This window comes from bacterium, assembly GCA_041648665.1.
Classification (GTDB): Bacteria; UBA10199; UBA10199; order 2-02-FULL-44-16; family JAAZCA01; genus JAFGMW01.
Window position 1 is genome coordinate 1 of the sequence record JBAZOP010000029.1, and the last position, 19,164, is coordinate 19,164.

Sequence of the window (19,164 nt, forward strand, 5' to 3'; positions counted from 1 at the left end):
CCCTCTGATATTATCGTCGCAGAGGCGATACTCAAGGAGTGGCGATGAATTTCAGGATCGGCATGGGATTCGACATTCATAAACTCGTCTCCGGAAGGCCCCTCATCCTTGGCGGGATAAATGTCCCGTTTGAGAAGGGCATGCTCGGCCATTCCGACGGCGATGCGCTGCTCCACGCGATAGCGGATGCCATGTTGGGCGCCGCGGCGCTGGGCGACATAGGCCAACACTTCCCCGACACTGACCTGAGATACAAGGGCGCTGACAGCGCAAAGTTGCTCTCGCTTGTTTCAGCACTTGTCAAAGAAAAGGGATTCTCGCCGGTCAACGTGGATGCCAACATCATAGCCGAAAAACCGAAGATGATGCCGCACATCGCGAAGATGAGGGAGCGAATCTCCGGTATACTGAACCTTCCGATCGATTCAGTGAGCGTCAAGGCGCGCACGAACGAGGGTCTCGATGCAATAGGGAAGGGCGATGCTATAGCAGTTCAGGCAATAGTACTTGTAACATGTTGAGGCGGGTGGCGTCGGGATTGAAATAAAAAGGAATCTAATATGGCTTTGGTAGTCTACAACACGATGACGCAAAAGAAAGAGGAGTTCGTGCCGCTCAAGGCTCCGAAGGTTGGCATGTACGTGTGCGGGATCACGGCATACGACACATGCCACCTGGGACATGCGCGCGCCGCCGTGGTCTTCGACATGATCTATCGGCATCTCAAGCACCGCGGCTTCGACGTGACGTACGTGCGCAACTACACGGACGTGGACGACAAGATCATCAATCGTGCAAACAAGGAAGGGCGCTCCTGCGAGGATATCACGCGCCAGTACATAGGCGAGTACGAGGAGGACATGGCCTCCCTCGGCGTGCTCAAACCGGACATCATGCCCAGGGCCACGGGTCACATTCCGGAAATGATCGCCACGATCGAGAAGCTGATCAGCCGCGGCATCGCTTACGAGATCGATGGCGATGTCTACTTCTCGGTGCGGAAGTTTCCGGGCTACGGCAAGCTCTCGAAAAAGAATATCGAGGAGCTGGAGAGCGGCGCGCGCGTGGAGGTGGACGAGCGCAAGAAGGACCCGCTCGATTTCGCGCTCTGGAAATCGGCCAAGCCGGGCGAGCCGAAGTGGCCCTCCCCTTGGGGCGAGGGCAGACCGGGTTGGCACATCGAGTGCTCGGCCATGAGCTCCAAGTACCTGGGCCAGCCCTTCGACATCCACGGCGGCGGCCGCGACCTCATCTTTCCGCATCACGAGAACGAGATCGCGCAGGCCGAGGGCGCGTGCGGATGCGAATTCGTGCGCTATTGGCTGCACAATGGGTTCATAAACATCAACGCTGAGAAGATGTCGAAGTCGCTGGGCAACATCACCGCGATTCGCGAGGTGATAAAGCACCACGATTCCGAGGCGGTGAGGCTCTTCATCCTCTCGTCTCACTACCGTTCGCCGCTGGACTACACGGAGAAGGCGCTCGCCGAGGCCGGGTCTTCGCTCGACCGCTTCTACGAGACCGCGGAGAGGCTCCATGCGATACATCCCGGCAAGTCCGTGTCCGACGATCCCGGCGATTCGAAAGAGGCGAAGGAACTCCGAGAATTCTTCACCCGGTTCGACGCGCGCTTTGACGAGGCCATGGACGACGACTTCAACACCGCCCGGGCAACGGGGCTCGTATTCGAGGCGGTGAGACTCGTGAACAAGTTCTTGGACAATCAGGAATGCCCTACGTCTTTTACCGGATGGACGGTGCTTCAGTTCTCGCACATGCAGCAGATCGCAGGCGCGGTGCTCGGCGTATTCGGCTCAGACCCGGCCGCGTATCGCCAGCGCACCCACGCCAGGGCCCAGGCAAAATCGGGCGTGGACACCTCCGAGGTCGAGCGCCTCATCGCCGAGCGCAAGGCCGCGCGCGCTTCAAAGGATTTCAAACGTGCCGACGCCATTCGCGACGAGCTTGCGAAGCTCGGCGTGGAATTCAAAGACAAACCCGACGGCACGACGGAATGGAAGCTGCGCTGAGATGTCTCAATTCAAACTCGTCACAGAATTCACTCCCAAGGGCGATCAGCCGAGGGCCATAGAACAGCTCACCGAGGGCGTGCTCGCGGGAAAGAAGCATCAGACCCTGCTAGGCGTCACGGGCAGCGGAAAGACGTTCAGCGTGGCTCATCTCATCGCGAACGTGGGGAAACCCACGCTGGTCATGGCGCCGAACAAGACGCTGGCCGCCCAGCTCTTCTCCGAATTCAAGGAACTCTTCCCCGAGAACGCGGTCGAGTACTTTGTCAGCTACTACGACTACTACCAGCCCGAGGCGTATCTCCCTGCCCAGGACCTCTACATAGAGAAGGACTCGGACATAAACGAACGCATAGACAAACTGCGTCACTCGGCAACGCACTCGCTGCTCACGCGTCGCGACGTGATAATCGTGGCCTCTGTCTCGTGCATCTACGGTCTGGGCAGCCCAGAGGCCTACCAAAGCATGATGGTGAAGACGGCCAAGGGCGAGACGATCGACCGCCAGCGCCTGCTTCGGCGCCTGGTCGACATCCAGTACCAGCGCAACGACATCGACTTTCATCGCGGCACCTTCCGCGTGCGCGGGGACACTGTCGAGGTGATTCCTGCATACGAAGACGCCAAGGCCGTGCGGTTCGAGTTCTTCGGCGACGAGCTCTCACGCATCATGGAGATAGACGCGCTCACCGGAAAGCCGATACAGGAGCTCTCCGACGTCACCATCTTCCCGGGCAGCCACTACGTGACACCGGAAGAGAAAATGAAACAGGCGATGGGTGCGATCCGAGACGAGCTGCGCGATCGGATCCAGCATTACGATAAGGGGAACAAGATCCTCGAGCGCGCGCGCATAGAGCAGCGCACGATCTACGACTTGGAGATGATGGAGGAGATGGGTTTCTGTAAGGGGATTGAGAACTACTCAAGACACCTCACGGGCCGCGCGCCTGGCGAGGCGCCGCCAACGCTCATGGAGTATTTCCCATCGGACTTCCTGCTCGTGATCGACGAGAGCCACATCACCGTGCCGCAGATCGGCGGCATGAGCCGTGGCGACCGGGCGCGCAAGGAGACGCTGGTGGACTACGGCTTCAGGTTGCCGTCCGCCCTGGACAACAGGCCGCTCAAATTCGAGGAGTTCGAGAGGCTCACGAACCAAGTGATATACGTATCGGCTACGCCCGCGGAATACGAGCTCAAGAAATCCGGCGATACGTTCGTGGAGCAGATCGTGAGGCCCACGGGGCTCATCGACCCGGAGCCGGAGGTGAGACCGATCGCAGGCCAGGTGGACGATCTGCTCTCCGAGATCAAAAAGCGCGTGGATGCAAACGAGAGGGTTCTCGTCACGACTCTCACCAAGCGCATGGCAGAGGAGCTCACCGATTATTTCAGGGGAAAGGGCGTGCGCGTGCGCTACCTGCACGCTGACATCGAGTCGTTCGAGAGGATGGAGATACTCAGGTCGCTTCGGCTAGGCGAGTTCGACGTGCTGGTGGGCATCAACCTCCTGCGCGAGGGGCTGGACCTTCCAGAGGTCTCGCTGGTCGCGATACTGGACGCGGACCGCGAGGGCTTCCTGCGCTCGACGCGCTCGCTCATCCAGACCTTTGGCCGCGCCTCGCGCAACGTTAATGGCAGGGTGATCCTATACGCGGACGTGATGACCGATTCGATGAAGCGCGCCATCGACGAGACCCTCCGCCGCCGCAGGGTCCAGGAGGCCTACAACAAGAAGCACGGCATCACGCCCGAGACCATCAAGAAGAAGATCAGTGACGTGCTGCACTCCATCTACGAGCAGGACTACGTGCAGGTCCCGGCAGGCGGCGAGGACTTCGTGCCTCAGGACGAGATACCGAAGCTCATAAAGAAACTGCGCAGCCAGATGCTGGAGCACGCAAAACGCATGGAGTTCGAGGAGGCCGCGAAGCTGCGCGACCGGATCTCCGAACTCGAGAACCGCCGCGTCGGCCTCTGATTGCCACGAAATCCTTCTATTCCCCCTGAAATTATGATATTCTTCCCCAAATTTTGAAGGGGGAAGATCATGAGGCATACCCGCGCGTTCATTCCTTTCATCATTACGGCCATAGTACTCATATCCGCCTGCGGCGGAGGAAGCGGGCTCGACCTGACCAAGCCGTTCCTGGATATCGGCGACATCACATCCATAGTCGTCGACCAATTCTACATCAACGGCGGCATGGAGGACGAGTACGGCGGGCAGGGCGAGTTCTCGGTATACATGAGGGATTCTGCGACCGGCAAGGACGTGGCTTGCACCACTCAGGAAGACGGGATGAAAGCGCTCGCCTCGTCGGGGGTCTATTACGGCGAGCTTTCGGTTCCGTTCAAAGAGATCGAAGGGGTCTCGATCGATTCCGTCGCCCGCTTCAAGCTCGTGTTCGTGGAAAAAGACGGGGGCGAATGCCCTGAGCCCATCGGCATCGAGGACGACATAGCTGGGGAGTCGGCCGAGCTCACGACAGATGACTTGCTGGCGAATCTTATCTGGGCCACGAACGGCCGCGCCGCCGCAGTGCTCAGGGACCCGGGCAAGGAGCCGCTCGCGGTCCTCTCCATGGCCCCTGCCCTGAACGAGGGACTCTTCATCGACAAGCTCTTCTTCGAGCACGACGCGCCCGAAGGGAGCGCTCCGCGTTTCTACATCAGCGCCGATGTCGGCGACGACCTGTGCCAGATCGGCGACGAATTCATGGACTCTATTCGCACAGGGGATGTGCTCTATGCGGCGCTGGGTTTTTCGATCCCGTGCCTCGATGCTGCCGACCGCTCTTTCACCGACATGGAGATGAGCCTTTCGCTCTTTGTCCAGGAGGACTCGGGACCTGAGCTCATGGGCGAGATCGAGCCTGCGAGGATCTCCGACCTGATCGGCGAGCGCGCTGACTTCACAAACGGCAAGGGCTACGTCTCGTTTCAGAGCATGAGCCCGGTGTATTTCGGCGCGCCGGTGGTGAGGCTTGCCGACCTTGCGGCTACGCAGATTACGAAAGTCTCCCACTCAGCCGCGCCTCAGACCGCCGGCGTTGTCGAAGTCTTTGCTGTCGATCCTGTGAGCGGCAAGTATCTGGCCTGCGCCGGAGCCGGCCAGGGACTGGCTGCCATCGAGCAGGCGGGCGCGTACGAGGGGCTTGCGGCGACACTTTCATCGGCCGGCTGGGAGCGCGAAATCTTCGGTTATGGTTCCGTGTACTTTGCGCTCATCGAACGTTCGGATGCTCTCTCGTGCCCGACGCTTCCCGGCGAGGGGATGCCGGTGTTGGCCAGGACAACGGCGCTTTCACCCGCGGAGCTTGCGACGGGTGCTGTGAATTTCGAGGAAAACGGCGGCAGCATCGAGTTCGCACAAGCCGCTGATAATTAAAGAAAAAATAGGGCTCAACTCTTATTTTTCAAAAACCACTCTACAGTAGTTTTTATTCCTACTGGAAGCTCAATTACTGGCCTCCAGCCAAATTCTGTTTGAAAACGCCGACATGAGATAGAATTTCGTTCCAAATCCCTGTTTCTGACAGGGCCGTGATGTTCCTGGCAATGACTTCCTGTCAGTTCGCGCAACATGTTGAAGACTTTATTGATATCCGTTTCCACGCCCGTTCCTACGTTATAGATGCCTTGGGCAACGTCCTTCAGGGCCGTTCGATTGGCTTCGACTACATCACTCACATGAATAAAATCGCGAGTCTGATCACCAGACCCATCAATTACAGGCTGTCTGTTTGCCAGCATTTTCTCGAGGAAGGCTGCAACTACCCCGGCTTCGCCGCAACCGTTTTGACGTGGACCATAGACATTTGCGTATCGCAGTGCGACCCAATTGATATCGTAAGTGCGTCCGTAATAACGAAGAAGTTGTTCGATCATGAGCTTTCCCAGCCCGTAAGGGGACGCAGGATCGGTTGGATGAGATTCATCTGTCGGGAGTTTATCCGTGTTTGCGTAGACGGCGGCCGATGATGCAAAGATGACCTTCCTGAGACCATGTCTCCTCCCGGCTTCCATCAGGTTCAAAAAACCGTTGATAGTGACCACGAGTTCCCCCGCTGGATCTTCCAATGAGTTGGCGACATTGATCCGGGCAGCATGGTGGCTCATTATCTCCGGTCGTTCCTTTTCAAATACCGTGAGGATGTCTTCATCATTTACACTCATCTCGTAAAAGCGGACTTTAGAATTGATGTTTTTTGTGGAGCCTCTGGATAGGTCATCCAAGACGACTACGTTGTGCCCATCGTTTATATAAGCGTCTGCAATATGGGAACCTATGAATCCAGCGCCGCCTGTAATCAGTATTTTCATCGGTGCCCTCTTTTCGGTACTTCATATGCCAAGTGCTTCAATCCAGCTAACGCCGCCGTATTGTATCAGTATGTAATACAAATCTCCTCGCCGCTGCACAAGAAAGATACTTTTTTTAGGATGTCTGCCCATTCCCCTGGTGAATTTCGGATCGAATCTTGTAATTCAAGGCTGTTCCCAGGTATTTCGAGCCTAGTGCTTATCCAGATATTTTCATCCCAGTCGTTGACCACTTGTGCAACAGTGCCTCGCGGATTGGAATAATCGCGAATCACAAGTTTAGGCAATTGGAGCGACAAGAGACTGTAGATGAGTTTTCCGGATAACCTTGCCCCAAGCATTGACGAAGCATCGGCAACTCTTAATTTCATCCCGTGTTTTTTCCAAGGCTGTGCACACATACATTTTACTTCTGCTTCACTCCGCTCATTTTTCGTAACGCAAAAATTATCTTTTGTTCTGCGTAACCCGTGATAAAGAGTCTTGTCTGTTTGATGGCTGCAGATTGGACATGGAAATTTCATCAAAAGAGCGTTAAGCGGCATTGAATCAATAATGTCGGCAATCTTGAGTGTTCGTGAGTATTCATTCTCCATTACTGATATTTTTAGTTTTGCTGTTCCTGTGCCAATGTATGGGCTGATAAGCTTCCACATTTCTTGAATGCATTTGGTTCTGATCTCTGTCGCCTTCTGTACGTCATGACCAATTGGGAGGAATTTTGGATCAACATTGTCGATCGAAGGGATGCCAGCATAAAAATCAATCCAGGTTTGGTTCGCTCTCTGGCTTAATCCCCATATTTTTCCGTATTCCTCATAAGTGCCGCTTGATCCAAGAAACGTTCTTATTAAAACCGATGGGGCCACATTGAACATAGCAACAAGTGTCAGTATGACTTCAGCCGGCCTGAAATTAGGACAAGGGGAACAACCATCGGCAACAAGTAGCTCTCCTGTTAACGGAAGATCCCTTGTATTTATTTTCTCTCCCCATTTCTGCAGGTAGGCCATATTCCCTTCGATATAACCGCCTTCATTTGCAGGAGTTTTTTGCAGGATAACCATCTCCATCTCAGGCTAATTTCAATCGAGGCTGGTAGTCAATGGTTATCTACGTGCCAGGTATGCGATGTATTTCCGTTGACTGAAAATCCATACTCTGAAAGATATATTTGCATGGAGCCGGTCGAAATCCTTGGGGTGCTTTCTTCGCTCACGCCGGATGCATATTTTCAATCATCCATGAGCGGCCAGCTGCCTCGTTACGCCTTTTTTCATAAGGCGCTATGCGGGTTCAAGCGGGAGATTGCATCGACCTCGGCGAGCAGCGAGGAGGAGTACGGTGCAAAGGTTCGCAAGCGTCGAAAGAAGATGAAGCGTCTCAAGGAGCTTCTGCGCGATCGCGGCCGTCGTTTGGCCCGTATGACGGCGCTCGATCTTGGCGCTGGTTTTGGAATTGAGGCTCTCCTTTGGCGCGGCATGGGCGGCGGCTCGGTCATTGCACTCGATCGCCAACCGTGTGCTCTCGATCCAAATTGCCGCGACCAGATGCGGCAATGGATGGCGGCGGTTCATGCTTCCATTGAGGAACCCTTTGATCCTGCGCAGGATGTCAGAGCTGTTTTTCGCCAGAAGGGTGTCGAGTGGCTCGTTGCGGATGCGGCAAGCGTGCCAGTTGACGATGAGAGCTTGGACCTTGTTTTCTCGATCTCCAGTCTTGAGCACATTGGCGACATTGAGCGTGCCATCAGTGAGGTGCATCGCCTTCTCAAGCCAGGCGGTATCTTTTATGCAGAGTGGTCAAATTTTTATTCGCTGGTCGGGGCGCACTCCCCAGGCATCGTCGATATCCCTTGGGGGCATGTACTGCTTACGCCGGACGAACTCCGAACTTTGTCGTGCGAGCTAAATAGCGTGTCGGAAGATGAATTTGACGCGCTCGTTGGCGGCCTCAACAGGTGGCATTTGCGGCGGTGGCGCGAGACGTTCGACGATTCGTTATGGAAGGTCCACGAGTGGAAGCACCTTGCTGACGAAGGCGTCGAACCTCTTATTCCATTATGGCTTATCGATCGCCTTCCTCGTGAGCTGACAATCGTCGATTTGGTGACAGATGACATTAGGGCGCTATTGGAGAAACGCTAGGATTATCATGATTACTGCTGCTGACATCAGAAAATTGCAACTCGACCTCACGTCGTACTGCACGCTCAGCTGCCCGTATTGTTCGCGCACGAAGGTCTTCACCAGGCGAGGGCGCGACGGGTTGCCGCCAGGTCATCTGCCGCTTGCGCTGATCCGTAAACGATTCGAGCCTCTCCTCGCCAACCTGCTTCACGTAAATTTTTGCGGTACATTCGGGGAGCCGACTATGCATCCCGAGTTTCTGGACATCGTGTCCTTCTTCAGGGAGCGCTCGCGGGCCAGGATATCCATCGACACTAATGGCGTGACTCACGAAGCGGAATGGTGGCGCAGCCTGTCGTTTCCTCGCTTGCATGTGCGCTTTGCCATCGACGGAGCGACGCCGGAGAGTTATGTCCGCTATAGGATGGGCGCCGATTTTCAGCGCACGATGTCAAATCTTGAAGCCTTTGTAGTGGGGGGAGGGAAGGCCGAGTGGCAGTTCATCGTCTTCGAGCACAACGAAGGAGAGATCGATCAGGCGAGGGCGATGGCGCGCCGGATCGGCTGTGACATCGACTTCCGACGCTCGCGGGCGTACGGCGAGACACTAGCGCCGCCGGCCGAATTCGACGGTCCTATCCAAAGGTGTGAACGATGTAAATTCGTCGATGGGCGGGAGCTCTATGTCGCCTATGACGGCATTGTCGAATTTTGTTGCAGGTTGCAACCGCGCTGGATGGACTCGGACGATCCGCCCGATTTCGTCAGACGCTACCTTTATCGACTCGATGATCTGAGCCTTCATAGACATTCTGTAGAGGAGATCCTGGCGTCAGAGTACTTCCAATTTATGATCGAGCATTATCAGGAGGTTTGCCATAAATATTACCCTTCAGTGACGAGCGTTTCAGCAAAAGGAGATTGAGCAAACCAGGAAGGTTGCCATGGATGATACGTTTGTCGGTCGGCTCAAGTGCGGCGGAAGTATAAAAATCTTCGTGGTGAAGGTGGAGATCCTTAGGCGATGCAATCTGCGCTGCCGAAAATGTTTTTCCTGGCGCTCGACTGAGCAGGAGGATATGCCGCGTGAACGCCTCTTGCGGATCATCGATGAGTGTAGTAAGCACGGTTGTCATGTCTTGAATCTTATCGGGGGAGAGCCAACGCTCTACGACGCCCTGCCGGAGATCGTCGCCTATGCAGGCGAACGTGACATAAAGTGCGGCATCACCTCCAACGGACAGCTCATCGACGAAGCCTATGCCATGCGTCTGCACAAGGCCAAGCTGAAATCCATTTGGATATCCCTTGATTCGCATCAGGAAGAGCTCCACGATTATATCGTGGGCGCTCCCGGAGCATGGCGGCGGTCGGTTGATGCGATCCGGATACTTTTGCAACATATACGCTACGTTGGCGTAAATTCGGTTCTTGCTTCATTCAATTACCGGGACATCATCGATCTCCTGCGCTTTGTGCATGGTCTCGGTGTTCGCCATCTCAGCTTCATGCCCTATGAGGATACTGGGGATCGGAAAAATAATTCGCTCTTCCGTCTCCAGCCACAGCACATAGACGAGCTAAATAGCACCCTGATTCCACGGAGTCTCGAAGTTTCTAAAGAGCTGGCTGTGGAGACAAACCTCTCGCGTATATTCAGATTCGGGGGAGGCGGTGCGGGCATTATGTCGCGAACGAACGATTTGCAGCTGCGCACGCCCTGCTTTCTGCCGTTTTATCGTGTCGAGATCGATCGGAAGGGGAACGCCTTTCCTTGTTGCGAGATGATCGAGGAAAAATTCCGCATGGGCAATATCCTCGAGAGCGGCCTCGATGCCATAATCGCGTGCAAGAAGTATTGTAAATTCAGGCGTGGCCTCATTCCTCCATTGAAACACCCGCGATGCCGCAGCTGTTGGATTACGATCGACGACAATCTGGAGATCATGCAGGAGTTGGCTGGATATGATGCTGGCTCGCTTCTGAGGCGCATGTTGGACCGTACGGAATGTGCGGGGGCGGGAACGGGCATCGTCGAGAAGGGATAATCATTGCAGTTGCTCACCGCCAGCTTCGATCAGCATCTCGCGTGCCCATTTCATATACAGATCGCCGTACTTGATTGAATCTATTTTTCGGAGGATCGCCGCGCGGACATCGTCCACTCCATGGAATTCCTCGTCCGTCCAAAAGCGGCGTGCTCTCTCAAAGTATCCGACTTCGTTGAGGAAAGCCACGCCGAAATAAAAGGATTCGCCGATGGGGCCGGTCCTACTCATGACGAACGATCCGTCAGGTTTGAGGGAAGACTGCAGGCACCACCTGATCATGGCGCGTAGCTCGTCGCGCGCCGTCGCTTGCTGCCGTCTATTCATGTGCGGCCAACCGTAACGGAAAATTTTGACAACGTCATAGTTGTGATGGTTCGAATATCCCCCGTGTTCCAGCCAACCAAAGGGGTACTCCAGGCCTTTGATCGCGAGCGTTGTGTCGATGATCTTTTTCCAGCGCCTGACATCCCCCTTGCGGTATGAGATAATGTGAAACGTAGTGCTCAGGTGGTCGGTCTTCACTGGCTCGCCCACCCGCAGATACCACTCCCCCCAGTAACCGGTGTCGGAGTTTTGCCACTCGTCGTCGATGAATCTGAGGAGAGCGTCTTTCAGGCTGGGGTGATATGGGTAGTCAGCGGGTGCCCCATTGAGCAACAGGCGGAGAAGCCCCGTTGCGGCGTAGTTCAGCTCTTTGGCGCTGTCTTTCCCTGTAGCCGTGATATCCGAAATGAGGAGGGAGTGCAGATATGTGCTGAGGGATTCGGGTGAATTGATCCTGTCGAGAAACGAGGTCCGGTGCGCAGGCGTCCTTCCTTCTTCCTGAAGCTCGCGTATGAAATCGACGGAGGTGTTGAACTTCAAGAACCACTCTTCGAAACACCGCCCCCAGCTACCGTCCGATGGCGCCTGCTCATCGGCGAATCCCTGATTCGGTTTCCTGAGACTTCTTCTGAGCTCGTCCATTCTCCGCCTGAGGCGTTCATAGTCCGATGTCGAATCAGCTAGCCAGCGCGTCTCGAGAAGGATCTGACGCGAGCAGGGCATTGGTCTGCCGGACACCTCGCTTCTCGAGATAGCGCGTTGCGCTTCGCTCATTGCCGGCTCGAATCTCCGGATCGTCGCTGATCGGTCTTTGTCAAAGGCGTAGAAATCAGCGTTGAGGTCGTAGCTGCGAGCGTGTGCTGCCGAAGCTGCGATGAGAAGGGCAGCGACTATGAGCAAAAGATTGAGACGGCGGAGAACGTTCATGATGATTGGAGCGGGAAACATGTTGACTGAAAAGGATAGTCGCATTTCCTGCAGCGCACAAGTTCGGCCGGGTTGCGCAGATACGTTTCCCGGAACGTCACAAATGTCGTGTTGTTCCAAACGGCTCGGAAGCCACCTTCAGCGAAGGCATTTCCGAGGAGGTGTTGCCGGTGGGGGTCTTTGCAGCAGGGTACCACGGTGCCGTCCCAGTTCACGTGGGCCCAAAGCCATGGATAAGGGCAGACGTGCGGTCGGGCAAGGCGCGGCTTGAGATGCTGTGTTCCGCCTGCGCAGTCGCAGACGGCGTAGCGGATCGGACCGCTGTCAGGCAGAAATTTACCATAATTGGAAATAGTCTCCACCTCTCCGATTGATGCCGTCTTGATCCTCCAAGCGATACCCATTTCATCGGCGAGGGCCTTTATGCGATTGGCTTCGTGCTCATTGTGCTTCATAGCGATGAACTGGAGCAGTATAAGGGGGTTCGAACTCTTTAGCCTTCGCTTGGCCTCAATGATGTAATTGAGGCCGGCGATGATCTTCTCGAACGAGGCGCCACGGCGGTAGACCTGAAGGGTCTTGTCTGAAAGTCCGTCGAGAGAAACGCGTAGCTGCGTAAGACCGCATGTCACTATTTCCTCGCATTGTTCACGACCGCCGAAGCATTGACCGTTGGTGCTGACCTTCGTTGTGATGCCGCGAGAGTGCGCCTCCGCGATCATCCGGAATATCTCGGGATGCAGAAGTGGTTCGCCGAATCCCCACAGCAGAATCGTCTCGAGCTCGGGCGAGAGCTCGTTGATTAGGCGAACGTAGTTGCCAAGATCCATGAATCCCTGCGTTACGCCCAGTGTACCGCTGCCGGTGGGGCAGAGCGGACACGCGAGGTTACAGTGGTTGGTCGGTTCGACCATCATGTAGCGGGGCGAATGGTTGAGCATAGTCTTCTTTATGAAGAGGCTGTATCGTGCTGATATCTTATTCCGGATATTGCTCAAAGATCGTTTCATGTCTCAGGGGTTCCTGTCCGTAATAATGGTTGCTCTGCTAGTGCTCATTCGTCCTCAAGGTCAACGAAACGGCGGAAGGCTGTACACTCGTCATTCTGGTTTGCGATGGCTAGCGCTTGCCTACGGAGGTTCGTCGGCACGTCGAGCGTTTCATCGACTACCGCGGCGAGCAAACGCTCAAGATCCTCATCCGTTGTGAATAGCGTTTTGCATGAACCAAGGAACTCCGCTATTCGTCCCACGTCGGCTGCGATTACAGGTCGATTGCAGGCCATTGCCTCAAGGACGACGTGAGGTGCGCCTTCGCTTCGGGACGGGACTACGACAAAACGAGAGGCGTTGTAGAGTTGACGAAGCTCAATAGGTGTTTGCTGGGGGAGCCATACAAAGCTGTGATGCGATGCCTTACGAGCTGCTGTCTCACGGTAGGTGGCTGCAAATGCAGCGTCGGCATCGTTCACAGGGATGACGCAGCAAACGCGTGCAGACCTTGTGATCTTTGAGAGTGCCGTGACGAGGCGGTCCAGCCCTTTCACTGGCCGTGCACGCCCCACAAAGAGAATATCGTATTCGATCGGAACGTCCATCGGGAAGAAAGACGCAGTGTCGTAACCGGGAGAGAGCAGAGTGATTTTTCCGTCAGAGTCAGAAAAAGAACGAAATTTATCACGCATGTCGGGAGAGAGGATGCCGATCCTCTTTGCGCACTTGATGAGCCAGGGAAAACGCCACTTATGGACAAACCGTTCAAAGTGGTGATTCACATCGGATCCCAGACAGACGATGTAGTGCGGGACCCACAGTAGTCGCGCGAGCAGGTGGCCCATGTACGCAGGCCGTCCCATGTAGAGGCTGATGACAAAGGAAGGCTCTACAGCTAGAGGTATGATCTGTTGCCATTCTTCGCGGTATTCGGCCTGGCGGTTGAACGATGTGAGGATTTTATCGGTCGGAAACGATTTGACCGTGTTGCTGAAGTGACGTGTGATCCGGTCTGCTTTGAAGACGAGCGTTACCGCCGGCGTAGCATTGATTGTCAGATAGCGCGAGACGCGAGCGGCAGTTGAGGCCATTCCACCTACTTCCGGCGGAAAAATGTCACAAACGACAACGGCGGCAGAAGGGCTCATATTCAGTCCCTAACATTCGAGGTATGCGCGAGAGCTGTGTCAACGATGGTTTCGAGCGTCCTGGCTCGAGCGCTCCAGCTGTGATGCCGGATGAGACGGCGGATCATAGCGGTTCGGCTTTGTTTGCAAAAACGCCTTCGGCCAAGCTTAAGGATGGCCTTCGTGGCGGCTTGGGCGTGACCGTAAGAAAAGATGCTGCCCCATGCCATCCTGCGTACAAGATCGGCATTCGAAATCCGTTCTTCGCAAGCGACCGGAAGTCCGGCGCGGAGATAATAGTAAAGCTTACTCGTCTCGTTCTCGAAGACGAATGGCCCTGGGGCAACGGCGAGTCCGACATCAGCGTGCTGAAGGTACTGCCATGACAGATCGAGGGGGACAGCGGGGAGGACGATGCAGGCACGATGGTCAACATCATAGTGACGAGAACAATAGTAGGCGGTTTTGTTTGTGCCAATAACCACAAGTCGCCATCCTTCTTTCTGAAGCAATCGGCCGATCTTGTTCAGCATTACGACAATCCTGCGATTGCTGATCGTACCCATAAAGATGGCGATGCGAAGATCGCCCTCGAACGGCGATGCCGTCATTCTCGGGATAACGTCGGGGCATCCGGTGGGGAGGAGGTGAACCTGTTGCGATGTTCCGTAAAAACGGATCCAACGCTTTCGGTTCTCCTCGTCATTGACGAGGATGATGTGGGCACGTTGTCCGATTTCCTCCTGTCCTCGCAAGAGCTCATCGATATGTCGGGTGTCACGGGAAGACGCGTCGGAGCCGACAACGCGGGCGAGCCGCGCAACAATGCAGTCGTGCGGTGGAATGTATTGAATAGTCTGTTGATAGCATGCTTTGATACAATCGTAGTGCTCCCAGTGAGCCTTCCTGATCGGGATGACTCGAAGCCGTGGCGAGAGTTGCCAGGTATCTTGTCCGAGAACTGTGATCATGTCGACCATACAACCAGCTTCGGCAAGAGCCTTTGCGAGAGAGGTCCATCGAATAACATCCATGCCAACGCGTGCGCGAAAGGGATCTTTCGCATAGACAATCCCGATATGTTTGCAGCTTGACATTATCAACCTATCTATATAAGTGGATCAGCAGTTGTCAATAATGATGTCTGATGCTGTTTCCAAAGGATTTCGGTGTGTTATGTTTCCGCAATCACTTCTCGAAATGACGAATCTTCGTCTTTGGCGACAGCGATTTTTCAATGTCAATCGTGTTCTCAAGCTGTCTTGTAGTGGCTACGTAGTTCTCATAGTCCTGCTGCTCGCCATCTTCCTCACCGTCGGCTTTAGCGTGAAGGAAGACATCTCGATGACTATCGAGCAATTCTCGATCAGTGCTATTCATGGCGAGGAGATGACGGCGTATCCGTTTTCCTTCGAGGGTGTCGTGCCTTATGACCTGAAAGATGTCTACGAGCCTGAAGATATCCGCTTAGCCAAACTCTACATCACACCTCTAGAGGTAAAGCACGTTGGTCAACGAAAAATGCTGGTCCATCTTAATGACGTCCGGATCCTCAAGGCAAGCGAGTTCATTTTTGCTCAGCCACAACGTCCAGCGGCCCGTGAGAGGCGATTTCTTGTCCCGATGCGAATGGGTATGCTCAAAGCGAGCATGTCGCGAATGAGCGTTGACCAAGTGGACATCGCCGCGATTCTGGGCGACATGGAACGTCGTGGCGTCACCAATGGGATCGAAAAGGTGAAAATCATTCTCGGCGAGATGACCCTTATTGAGTTCTGGCTCAAAAAAATGTTCAGCAAGTCACCGCTCTTCAAGGAGATGAGCCCTTTCGTGGATTGAGGTGTCATGACCATTATCGTCTACTGTCAGTATCTGCTGGGCATCGGCCATCTTGCCAGGACGCTGGTCATAGCCCAAGAGCTGGCGAAGAGGCACCGCGTGGTGTTCATCTGCGGCGGAAGGCACATGCCGCAGCTCGATCGACTCCCCGGTATCGAGATGGTGTGGCTCAAACCAGTCGCCAGCGAAGAGACCTATACGCGTTACTACTGCGCTGATGATGAAACGGTCGATTATGAGGAAATTGCTGCGGAACGCTGTAAGATGATCTCCAAGACGATCGATGCTGTTCGGCCGGACATCTTTTGGATTGAGGCTTTTCCATTTGCCAGGAGGCGTTTCTGTCGGGAGATTGTCTCGTCGATTGACCGAGCGCGGAGGCGATATCCGCATTGCCGTATCTGCTGTTCTGTGCGGGACATTCTGTTGCGAGTTCAGGCGGAAGATAACTATCGGCATCAAGTGGCGAGTGAGCTTAATAGATACTTCGATCTTTTGTTTGTCCACAGTGATCCCCGTCGGGTTCCATTCGAACTCACGTTCGGATCACTCGATCCTTTCCATTGTCCAATTGTTTATACCGGCTACGTTTCGCGGCAGCCCAGAGCGGAAATGCGCAAACAGTGTTGGGAGGCAGGTGGCGACATCGTTGTCAACGTGGGCGGAAGCCGCGTGGGTAAAGGCGTGATTGAGGCAGCGATTCGCTGCCACCAGCGCTACTATTCGGACCGTCGCATGCGAGTCTTCCTCTTTCCGGAGGATGGAACGATCCTTGCGGAACTCAAGGCTCTTGCCGCGCCGTGCAATGCGGTGACGATTCACGAGTTTACGTTCGAGTACATCAATTACTTGCAGGCGTCTTCGCTCGTGATTTGCATGGGGGGCTATAATTCGCTCATTGAAGCGGTGGCTACTGTAACGCCGGCGGTTGTCGTGCCTTACAACGGCAACGACGAGCAGCCCCTACGCGTTCAGCGGCTAGGCGGTGACGGGACGCTGGAGGTTGTGCCTTTGATGGAGATTGGAGTAGAGCCGCTGCGGGCGGCGATCGAACGGGCGGTAGTGCGCAGAAGCATCTCCACGGATATCGACTTGGGCGGGGCGCAGTTCATTGATAATTATTTAGGGGAGCATTGCTCCGCATGAAGCGACGACCAAAAATATTGTTCTATTCGGACGTATTTGAGCCCGCCTATTCTGGGGGACTGGTGACTTCCCTCAAACGGATTGCGACGAGTCTCTCCATGCGGAAAATGTTTAACGTACATCTGCTGACTTATGATCCGCGTTTGGCGAAGCGGGGTACGCGTTGCTGTCCAGAGGGCTACACTGTCCACGGCCACGGGCGAGGCGAGGGAAACATTGCCTACCTGTATATCCAATCAGCCACCAAGGCGATCGTCGAACTGCACCGAGAATTAAAGTTCGATCTTTTTATCGCGTTTTTCGCCCATATGCCCCTGCTTGCCGTCGCTACGGCGTCCAAGGCAGTTGGTGTTCCTTATGTCGTCTGTGCGCGAGGTTCGGATGTTAATGTAAATATGGAAGAGGATCTCCATCGGAAGGTAATGCGCGACTATTTTCGCGATGCCGCTGCCGTCGTCTGCGTGTCGGAGGAAATGGCGCGCAAATTGACCAAATGGAAAATCATGCCACGCGGTACGACCATCTCTTCCGTTTTGAATGCGATTGACCCGGAGCCTTTTGATGTGGCCTATCGCCAAAAAGCGGTGAAACAATCCGAGTACGACTTTCTTTTCGTCGGGACTGCGAGACCCGTAAAACGCTTCGACGTGGTTCTGCGCGCGATGGATACCCTCAATGTGCGCGGCAGATGTGCACGTCTGGCAGCCGTGCTTCTTCCCCACAGGCGGTACAGGGGGCTGGTTGATGACTACCGGAAGGAAGCGAAAGAACGTGGGATCGACGGTCATGTCGCGTTCTTCGGCCCTCGGTCGTTTGCACAACTGAGGAGGCTCTATGCCTCTTCCCGGTGCATACTGCTGTCATCGGATAGCGAGGGGATGTCGAATATTCTCCTTGAGGGAATGGCATCAGGTTGTTATGTAATTGCACGTGATCGGTGTATGCCGCAGCATCTCATCGGGGCGCGTAATCGGACATTTAGCACTGAAAACCAGTTGGTCAATGCGATGGAGGAAATGCTCGGCGCTCCTGATGGTTGCGTAGAGGAGAACAGGAAGCTCGTGTGCCTTTACCATAGCCTCTCTGCCGAGGCTGCGGCGTATCGCAAAATGTTTTATGCAGCCATGCGGTAGTGGCTGCATTGAGGAAAGAATATGGGACAGGGCTGTGTAGATGTCTACATTACGGTTCATGTCGAAGAGCACCGTAAGTTTATGAACCGGCTCCACTATGGTCACGAGCGATTTTTTCGACTGCTCCTCGATGATCAGTGTCCGATTCCCCTCACACTTCTTGTCGCCCGCGTGAAAGAGGAGCCGGCCTGTCCCTCATGCGACTGTTCTCTTCTTGCGGAAATCCAGTCGCAAGGGGTTATGGAAGTGGGGTTGCATGTCCATCCCGCATTGAGCAGGTTTCCATATGAGCGGCAGCGCAGGATCATATCGGATGAGTGGAACCGAATGGTCGAGGGAACCGGCATTATGCCGAAGACCTTCTCCGGCGGGCACTGGTGCATCAACGCCAATACGCTCAAGATCGTGCGTCAGCTGGGCATGGTGGTTGATGCCTCCGTTGTGCCCGGATGCGGCGTCATGGCATACAATGGCGCTCGATTGCGCTACTCAGATAACTTCACCGAACCATATTGGGTCTCCACCGAGCAGTTGGATGCCGCCGATCCCGCAAGCGATCTTCTCGAGATGCCAGTGTCTATCCGCCCGAGGTCATCGATCGTCGACCTTACAACAACAGGGTTTTGGGATATCCTTGATTTCTTTTCGACTATGGCACGCCAGAAGCGCGATCGTCACTATCTTCATATGACGTTTCATTCCTACGACGTGCTCATGCCCGACGGCAAAATGAATTTCTTCTACGATAAGATCAAGTACGCCGTGGATCGCTTAAACGGCATTTTTAATGAGGTCAACCTTCGCACATGCTGGAGCTGCTATCTGCAAATGAACAGGGAGAGGGCGCTATGAAGATCATGATTGAACTGGACGAATGCGAGGAGATGGAAATTGCTCAGGCGATCTCCAAGAAGACCGCCGAGGTAGCCGATGCTGCGATCGCGAACTACTTCAGCAAAATTACGGTTGAAGAGTTCATTCGAATCCTGCGCCGCTCCTTGCGGACAAGCTGCGACGCTTTCTTTCAGCAGTATATGCAGTACTATATAGAGAAACGTGCGCCGAAGATTTTCCGAAAGATCGAAGACGATCTCCGTGGAGACGCTCTCGGCGAAGAGGAAACGAAGTAAGGCC

Annotated in this window: 19 protein-coding genes; 14 read left to right on the forward strand and 5 right to left on the reverse strand. The window is 54.7% G+C overall.

Annotated features, from left to right (window positions below):
* The first annotated feature begins 44 nt into the window (after nt 1-44).
* From ispF to WC683_10525, 4 genes are all read left to right on the forward strand, one after another.
* Nucleotides 45-521: a 2-C-methyl-D-erythritol 2,4-cyclodiphosphate synthase gene (ispF, locus tag WC683_10510; protein MFA4973038.1), complete on the forward strand. Its 477-nt coding sequence runs from the start codon at nt 45-47 to the stop codon at nt 519-521.
* Nucleotides 522-560: 39 nt separating this feature from the next.
* On the forward strand, nt 561-2,033 hold the full coding sequence (cysS, locus tag WC683_10515; protein ID MFA4973039.1) for a cysteine--tRNA ligase: 1,473 nt from the start codon (nt 561-563) through the stop codon (nt 2,031-2,033).
* Between the two features lies 1 nt (nt 2,034).
* Nucleotides 2,035-4,017: an excinuclease ABC subunit UvrB gene (gene uvrB / locus WC683_10520; GenBank protein ID MFA4973040.1), complete on the forward strand. Its 1,983-nt coding sequence runs from the start codon at nt 2,035-2,037 to the stop codon at nt 4,015-4,017.
* 69 nt (nt 4,018-4,086) lie between these two features.
* Nucleotides 4,087-5,427 carry a hypothetical protein gene (locus WC683_10525; protein MFA4973041.1) on the forward strand — a complete coding sequence of 447 codons (1,341 nt, stop codon included), beginning with the start codon at nt 4,087-4,089 and terminating at the stop codon, nt 5,425-5,427.
* Between the two features lie 14 nt (nt 5,428-5,441).
* On the opposite strand, the gene WC683_10530 is transcribed toward WC683_10525, so the two are convergent.
* Together WC683_10530 and WC683_10535 are read right to left on the reverse strand one after the other, a co-directional pair.
* Entirely contained in the window at nt 5,442-6,362 is a 921-nt protein-coding gene (locus WC683_10530; protein MFA4973042.1) for an NAD-dependent epimerase/dehydratase family protein, read from the reverse strand.
* Between the two features lie 65 nt (nt 6,363-6,427).
* Entirely contained in the window at nt 6,428-7,435 is a 1,008-nt protein-coding gene (locus WC683_10535; protein MFA4973043.1) for a hypothetical protein, read from the reverse strand.
* Nucleotides 7,436-7,540: 105 nt separating this feature from the next.
* On the opposite strand from WC683_10535, the gene WC683_10540 reads away from it, so the two are divergent.
* Genes WC683_10540 through WC683_10550 form a run of 3 tightly spaced genes read left to right on the forward strand, consistent with a single transcriptional unit; the run spans nt 7,541 to nt 10,539 of the window.
* Nucleotides 7,541-8,509, forward strand: coding sequence for a class I SAM-dependent methyltransferase (locus WC683_10540; GenBank protein MFA4973044.1), 969 nt, complete (start codon nt 7,541-7,543; stop codon nt 8,507-8,509).
* A gap of 7 nt (nt 8,510-8,516) precedes the next feature.
* Nucleotides 8,517-9,416, forward strand: a complete 900-nt coding sequence (locus WC683_10545) for a radical SAM protein (GenBank protein ID MFA4973045.1) — start codon at nt 8,517-8,519, stop codon at nt 9,414-9,416.
* A 19-nt stretch (nt 9,417-9,435) separates the two neighbouring features.
* Nucleotides 9,436-10,539 (forward strand): radical SAM protein, encoded by a 1,104-nt coding sequence (locus tag WC683_10550; protein ID MFA4973046.1) that lies wholly within the window; start codon nt 9,436-9,438, stop codon nt 10,537-10,539.
* Here the strand turns inward: WC683_10550 and WC683_10555 are convergent, their stop codons facing one another.
* The 3 genes from WC683_10555 to WC683_10565 are packed head-to-tail and all read right to left on the reverse strand — an operon-like array spanning nt 10,540 to nt 13,876.
* A complete protein-coding gene (locus WC683_10555) occupies nt 10,540-11,793 on the reverse strand; it encodes a hypothetical protein (GenBank protein MFA4973047.1) in 1,254 nt (417 codons plus the stop codon). It lies immediately after the preceding gene.
* The gene (locus WC683_10560) at nt 11,790-12,803 is read right to left on the reverse strand and encodes a radical SAM protein (GenBank protein ID MFA4973048.1); all 1,014 of its coding nucleotides are present in this window, start codon (nt 12,801-12,803) and stop codon (nt 11,790-11,792) included. Before WC683_10560 ends, WC683_10555 begins: the two co-directional genes overlap by 4 nt.
* Before the next feature lie 44 nt (nt 12,804-12,847).
* Complete coding sequence (locus WC683_10565) at nt 12,848-13,876, reverse strand: glycosyltransferase (GenBank protein ID MFA4973049.1); 1,029 nt, start codon at nt 13,874-13,876, stop codon at nt 12,848-12,850.
* A gap of 233 nt (nt 13,877-14,109) precedes the next feature.
* Here WC683_10565 and WC683_10570 point away from each other — a divergent pair, with 233 nt between their 5' ends.
* From WC683_10570 to WC683_10600, 7 genes are all read left to right on the forward strand, one after another.
* Complete coding sequence (locus tag WC683_10570; GenBank protein ID MFA4973050.1) at nt 14,110-14,298, forward strand: hypothetical protein; 189 nt, start codon at nt 14,110-14,112, stop codon at nt 14,296-14,298.
* A 39-nt stretch (nt 14,299-14,337) separates the two neighbouring features.
* The gene (locus WC683_10575) at nt 14,338-15,006 is read left to right on the forward strand and encodes a hypothetical protein (GenBank protein ID MFA4973051.1); all 669 of its coding nucleotides are present in this window, start codon (nt 14,338-14,340) and stop codon (nt 15,004-15,006) included.
* Between the two features lie 22 nt (nt 15,007-15,028).
* The gene (locus WC683_10580) at nt 15,029-15,751 is read left to right on the forward strand and encodes a hypothetical protein (protein ID MFA4973052.1); all 723 of its coding nucleotides are present in this window, start codon (nt 15,029-15,031) and stop codon (nt 15,749-15,751) included.
* 6 nt (nt 15,752-15,757) lie between these two features.
* Nucleotides 15,758-16,897, forward strand: coding sequence for a glycosyltransferase (locus tag WC683_10585; GenBank protein ID MFA4973053.1), 1,140 nt, complete (start codon nt 15,758-15,760; stop codon nt 16,895-16,897).
* Nucleotides 16,894-18,030: a glycosyltransferase family 4 protein gene (locus tag WC683_10590; GenBank protein MFA4973054.1), complete on the forward strand. Its 1,137-nt coding sequence runs from the start codon at nt 16,894-16,896 to the stop codon at nt 18,028-18,030. Before WC683_10585 ends, WC683_10590 begins: the two co-directional genes overlap by 4 nt.
* 81 nt (nt 18,031-18,111) lie before the next feature.
* Nucleotides 18,112-18,882, forward strand: a complete 771-nt coding sequence (locus tag WC683_10595) for a hypothetical protein (protein MFA4973055.1) — start codon at nt 18,112-18,114, stop codon at nt 18,880-18,882.
* Nucleotides 18,879-19,160 carry a hypothetical protein gene (locus WC683_10600; protein ID MFA4973056.1) on the forward strand — a complete coding sequence of 94 codons (282 nt, stop codon included), beginning with the start codon at nt 18,879-18,881 and terminating at the stop codon, nt 19,158-19,160. The genes WC683_10595 and WC683_10600 overlap by 4 nt, the downstream gene beginning before the upstream one ends.
* Nucleotides 19,161-19,164: the final 4 nt, after the last annotated feature.